This is a genomic window from Planktothrix sp., assembly GCF_046067725.1.
In the GTDB taxonomy this organism is placed as follows: Bacteria; Cyanobacteriota; Cyanobacteriia; order Cyanobacteriales; family Microcoleaceae; genus Planktothrix.
Genome location: NZ_JBJUDF010000018.1, coordinates 1 through 5,717 on the forward strand (window position 1 = coordinate 1; position 5,717 = coordinate 5,717).

Below are 5,717 nucleotides of genomic sequence, written 5' to 3' on the forward strand. Positions count from 1 at the left end.
ATTGGTCAAACTGATTTAAACGGGTTCGCGCCGTTTGTAACTGTTCTAACCCCACTTCAATATCAGGTTTTTGGCTTAAAATTTGTAAGTAATCTTGTTCCTGTTGGGTTAACGCTTCAAACCGAGCTTGTAGGGTTTGAATTTGCTGTTGTAAGTCATTCAAATATTGACGTTGTTGTTCTTGTAACTGTTGACGATGCTGTTGATAGTCTTGATAAAGTTTAAATTGGATCGATAGAGATTCTTCTGTAGTTTGTAGGGTTTGAAAATGGGTATATCCAGCTTGAATTTCCGTTTCTTGTTGTAAAACCGCTTCGAGTTCTTGACATTGCTGTTGAGTGGCGACTAATTCCTGTTGTAAACGTCGATAATCTTGGGAAAAAGTCTGATGCTGTTGCTGTTGTCCAGTGAGTAACTTTTCCCAAGCTTGACGATGATGTTGTTGAGCTTGTAATTGTTGATAATGATCTCGATCTTGGATTTGTTTTTCTTGGAGATGATCAATGGTACTTTGTAGTTGAATAATATCCTGTTTCAGTTGACCGCTTTGTTCGATTTGAGCTTGATTTGAAGTTAAGGTTTGTTCTAAAACTTCCCCTTGGGCTTTATACTCACGGGCTAAATCTTTGGCTTTTTCTGATAACCCATCATATTGATCTAATTTTAATAAACTAGCGAGAATTTCTTTCCGTTCCGTCGGACGTTTGATCATGAACTCATCCGCCCGTCCTTGTCTCAAATAAGCAGAATTAATAAAAGTATCGTAATCTAATTTTAAGTAATCTAAAATCTTCTGTTGAGTAGCTCTTAATCCCCGTTCAGTTAAGGGGCGAAACTTCAGAGAATCTAAATCTTCAATCTCTTGTAATGGAGTCGTAGCGACTTGAAATTCTAAGGTTCCTGACTGACCTCGGCGACGGTTCCGAATCACCCGATACAAGTTACCCTGATTAATAAAGGTAAAATCAACACGAGCTTCTATTTCTCCCATGTAGATAATATCATCCTCGGATTCTGCCCGACTATTTCCCCAAATAGCCCAAGCCATTGCTTCTAATAAGGAGGATTTTCCCGCCCCATTGGAACCACAAATACAAGCAGTATGTAAACCACTAAAATCGAGGGTTGCTTCTCGATAACTGAGGAAATTTTTCAGGGTGAGTTTTTGAGGAATCATAGGTCATAACTTGCTCTTGACAGGGATGGGTTTAGGATGTTGCTGCATTCATCAATCTTATATTAACGCAATTTGTGTTATACCTCTTCTGTCACTCTCCGAGAGGTAAATCTCTCAAATTTTTATCAAGCTATCCTATTACAACCTATTGGTTCTCGCCTTGTATTTTAGCGAATTATTATTAGGTTGAGGAGCAAAAGTCTTAATGATTGATCAATAGAATTCTCAACCCACTAATCATCTAAATTCATGTGACCTTGAAATCCAGTAATAATTCTTCGTCCATCTTTGAGAATATGAATTTCAACTTGATCTGAAGCCCAAGTGAGTTGATCTTGTAATTCCTGATTAAAAACGTGAACCCTTTGATTCCGAGAAGAAACTAAAGAATTTGGAGAATGAATCGCTAAGGATTCTGTATAAGGGCCATCAATTAAAATATCCAATTCTGCTAATAAATCTTGAGCGTGGGGAGGCGCATCTGGAGATTTTAATTCTGCTAAAGTAAAGCCTGTAAACGACATAACATTAAATCCTTTCGCTTTAACAAGTTTCGCTAATTGAGTTAAAGCTTCAGCTTGCCAAAAAGGTTCGCCCCCTGAAAATGTCACCCCTTGATTGCGAGGATTTTGTAAAATTTGTTCCGCTAGATCTGCAACCGCAATTAACTGATTAGGTTTAAATGACCAAGACTCAGGATTAAAACACCCCGGACATTCCCGCAAACACCCCTGAACCCAAACCACAGCCCGACATCCAGGGCCATTGACCTCAGATTCATCCACATAACCCATAATATTGAGATATCCCGGTGGAATAAATAGCTCAGAGGGGGGTACGGACTTCACTGTTTTCATTGCGTTCTCCTTCCAACGATGTTTTAGAGACGAATTCTGACACGTTTCTATAAGGGGAATAGGGAGCAGGGGAAGCAAAGGGAGCAGGGGAAGAAGTAGAAAAAAATGCTCCTCTTCTCCTTTTCTCCTCTTATACCTCTACCTTGGCTTTGTTTTTGATCATTAAACCCAATATTAATAATTTTTACAGATCTTTGGGAAAGACTAAACCATTGATGAAGCAGTCGGAGTAATAATTTCTTGAAATTGAATCACATCCAAACGGGGATCAACATGACTCACTTTCACTTCAAACTGTTCTCCAACTTCCACAGAACGGCTAAATCGCATCGGTAATTCTAAAGCTAACTCTTCTAAAAAGACTAACCCTAAATTGGCATCTTCCCGCAACCATCGCAACATCGTAGCTTGCCAAATTTCATCGCTATTACGACGTAAAAACTCCAAACTCCAATAACGATTTGTTTCTCGTTCGACTTTAGAGGCTTCTTTCACCGCAGGCCCTAAACTCATCACAATCGACTGCATCTGTTCTATAGAAAAAGGTGGGGTTTGTCCTCGCAGATGAGCTTTAATTTGAAAATGAGCCAACAAATCACTATAACGGCGAATGGGTGATGTCACCTGGGTATAAGTCTCTAACGCCAAACTTGCATGACGCGAAGGAGTCAAACTCACTTCGCTACGAGGCATATAACGCCGCATCGCACAAGCTCGAACCGCCCCTGGCGGCAATTGCATTAATTCTTCTTCTGGGGGTAATTCCGGTTGGGGTTGACTGCGATACGGCAAAGCTAAATTATGAGTTTGGCCATAACGGGCTGCGACTTCCCCAGTTAAAATCATCATTTCCGCCACCATTTGACGGGATGGAGAATCTTCCAAAACCGTAATACTGATTTCCTCCCCATTCACCTTAATGAGCGACTCAGGCATATAGATACTAATTGCCCCATTCGCATTCCGCCATTGCTTACGACGTTTAGCCCACATCGCTAACGCATCAATTTCGGGTTCCCCTTGAATCCCAATTTGCAACATCTCATCCACATCATCGTAGGTGAGGCGATAGGTAGGTTTAATCGTACTGACATGAATACTATACTCTTGTACCCCACCCGTTGCGTCCAAAACCACACCAAAACTCAAGGCACAACAAATTTGCCCCTGAACTAAACTCATCGGCCCCGTTGCCAATTCTGAGGGGAACATCGGAACCATTCCCGTCGGCAAATAAACCGTTGTGGTTCGCCGACGAGCTTCTAAGTCCAGTTCATCCCCAGGGGAAATTAAACGAGTCGGATCAGCAATATGAATCCAGATTCGTTGTCGTCCATCGTCCAAAATCTCTAAGCTTAAACCATCATCAATCTCACGGGTACTCTCATCATCAATGGTATACACCTTCAGATGAGTCAGATCTAAACGGTTAGCATCAGGATCTGGGGGGGGAGAATTTAAGCAACATCGAGCTACTTCAAGCACTTGAGTTGAAAATTGGGTGGGAATTTGACTCCGACGTAGAGATAGGTTTTCATGCAGACCCCATATCCCTAAGTCTACTAACAGTTGAAACGCCGCTTGGGGCGTTTGAGGTCGTTCCAAAGTTGCCAACGTTTCTAAAGCTGGTGCAATATTGGAAGCTTCTTCTCCATAAAGTGCCAAACGCTCTAACGCATCCAAGCGGTTACGATCACTATTCTGCCATTCTACCACTTCACCGGCTAGTCTCTTTTGTATCCGTAGCCAATATTCTTGAACTTCCCGTTGCTTTTGCTGTTCAACTTCCTGCTGATGTTTAATCTCTGCAACTTGACCAGGAGAGCGAGGTTCGTAGCGATCGCCCTTCTGTTTGAAGTAGAGTTTATCATTAGATAACAGCACATAACTGGCATAACATTGAGGGGGACTCTGCTCCGAAAACAAAAGCAGAGCCATTTCTTTGGGGTCTACGGTTTCTCCTTGCTCCACTAAAATTTCCCAAGCCACCTCTAAACTCGACGGATCAAGATAAGGCTGTAACTCTTGAGTAAACGCCGGGATATCCGCAGGTTTATATGTAGCCCCCGTTACCTCGTAAGCAATTTGCCGAGGGTGAATCGTATGAGCTAGGAGGTTTTCATCAATAACAACCCAGTGTTTTTTACCTTCAGGTCGGTCAGCAACGGCGAGGCGACGCTCCCCGTGTAATCTAAGCTCAATCAGAGTACCCTTTTCCACAGATAAAATTAGCCTTCCTTGTTCACAAAAGGCAACATAGCTAGAATTCTAGCCCGTTTAATTGCTTGTGTCAGATCTCGTTGCTGTTTGCAAGTCAGTCCCGTAATCCGACGAGGTAAAATTTTACCGCGTTCTGTAATAAATTTCCGCAAAAGTTCGATATCTTTATAATCAATCGGAGTTCCAGGTTTAATGGGGGACACTTGACGACGGAAGTAAGTCATGCTGAAATTAATCCTCTATGAATTGCTGAAATGAGTTTAAGGGTGGACGTTAGTGTTTCAGGGATGAACACCAACCGGGGCACTACTTAATTTCTTTGTGAACCGTGTGTTTGTTACAGTGGCGACAAAACTTTTTCAGTTCTAAGCGTCCTGTCGTATTCCGACGATTTTTAGTTGTGGTATATCGAGACACCCCTTGAGTACGCTTATCCGAGTTTGTACGGCACTCCGTACATTCCAGAGTAATAATGAGGCGGACACCTTTAGCCATAATTGTAAACAGTTTTGATTATTTAAGCACAAATATTTATTATTTCATCTCTCGCTTCACTTTGTCAATCAAATAGCGGATTTTCACATCCAGGGAGTAGCCCCGTCTGCTACCAATCACAATCGTATGCCCAATGCGGTCATGAACCGTCTGAGGATGACGACTGGTATCAAATAAAACGGCTCCACCGTCAATAATAATCGGTAACATCCACAATATAATCGCTGCACTCCCAGACCCTAAACCTCCTAAACTCAGCAGAAATAAAAACGCAGCTAACCCAATTACCACTTCTCGTTTTGTTAGTTCTAAAAGGCGAGGGGTTCGGTAAAATTGGCTGTCAACCACTCGAATATCAAAAGCCCAGCGTCCCAAACTCTGCCCTTGATTCTTAGACACGACAACAACACGACAGACTAACCAACTAATCATGAATACAAACAATAGAGTTAGCCCGTTAGCACTTAAAGCAAAACAAACTAACCCAATCAACAACAAATCAATCCCTAAAGACGCATAACGACGCCACATAGGTACTTTAGGATCAGGTACAGGGATTAAATCAGAACTCATGATCAGAGCCAAATAACCAATATTTTTATATTCTTAAAAATAACAAGACCTCCTTCTGGTTAATTTAGAAAGAGGCTTGATTTTCTGATTGAATTGATTCAAAAAATAATGAACAAAACATTGAAGACTGCATAGAGAATCAGAAGACAAGAGATGAGGTCAAGCCCTCGGTCTGTTAGTGTGTCTCGGCTGCGGACATCACTGCCCTTCGACCTAACACCTATAAACGGGTGTTCTGCCCGTGACCTTACTTGGTTAACCCAATGAGAGCAATCATCTTGAGGTGGGCTTCCCACTTAGATGCTTTCAGCGGTTATCCGCTCCGCACATGGCTACCCTGCGTCTACCGTTGGCACGATAACAGGTACACCAGAGGTGCGTTCCTCCCGGTCCTC

General features: G+C 42.2%; 6 protein-coding genes and 1 rRNA gene. All 7 read right to left on the minus strand.

Features of this window, described 5'->3' with window-relative positions:
* A partial coding sequence (locus tag ACKPEB_RS00995; RefSeq protein WP_408962902.1) for an AAA family ATPase occupies positions 1–1,177 on the minus strand: 1,177 nt, incomplete at its 3' end.
* 233 nt (positions 1,178–1,410) lie between these two features.
* Positions 1,411–2,034, minus strand: a complete 624-nt coding sequence (locus ACKPEB_RS01000; protein ID WP_408962903.1) for a 4Fe-4S single cluster domain-containing protein — start codon at positions 2,032–2,034, stop codon at positions 1,411–1,413.
* Between the two features lie 204 nt (positions 2,035–2,238).
* Positions 2,239–4,254, minus strand: a complete 2,016-nt coding sequence (locus ACKPEB_RS01005; protein ID WP_408962904.1) for a ribonuclease catalytic domain-containing protein — start codon at positions 4,252–4,254, stop codon at positions 2,239–2,241.
* A gap of 8 nt (positions 4,255–4,262) precedes the next feature.
* Positions 4,263–4,478 (minus strand): 30S ribosomal protein S18, encoded by a 216-nt coding sequence (gene rpsR, locus ACKPEB_RS01010; protein WP_408962905.1) that lies wholly within the window; start codon positions 4,476–4,478, stop codon positions 4,263–4,265.
* 82 nt (positions 4,479–4,560) lie between these two features.
* Positions 4,561–4,749, minus strand: coding sequence for a 50S ribosomal protein L33 (gene rpmG, locus ACKPEB_RS01015; RefSeq protein ID WP_408962906.1), 189 nt, complete (start codon positions 4,747–4,749; stop codon positions 4,561–4,563).
* Between the two features lie 39 nt (positions 4,750–4,788).
* On the minus strand, positions 4,789–5,322 hold the full coding sequence (locus tag ACKPEB_RS01020) for an RDD family protein (protein WP_408962907.1): 534 nt from the start codon (positions 5,320–5,322) through the stop codon (positions 4,789–4,791).
* A 155-nt stretch (positions 5,323–5,477) separates the two neighbouring features.
* Positions 5,478–5,717: ribosomal RNA gene (locus ACKPEB_RS01025) — 23S ribosomal RNA — on the minus strand; the annotation flags it as partial.

Coding starts and splice junctions, on each gene's coding strand:
- ACKPEB_RS01000 (WP_408962903.1), bottom strand. CDS start 2,034: ATGAAAACAGTGAAGTCCGTACCCCCCTCTGAGCTATTTATTCCACCG.
- rpsR (WP_408962905.1), bottom strand. CDS start 4,478: ATGACTTACTTCCGTCGTCAAGTGTCCCCCATTAAACCTGGAACTCCG.
- rpmG (WP_408962906.1), bottom strand. CDS start 4,749: ATGGCTAAAGGTGTCCGCCTCATTATTACTCTGGAATGTACGGAGTGC.
- ACKPEB_RS01020 (WP_408962907.1), bottom strand. CDS start 5,322: ATGAGTTCTGATTTAATCCCTGTACCTGATCCTAAAGTACCTATGTGG.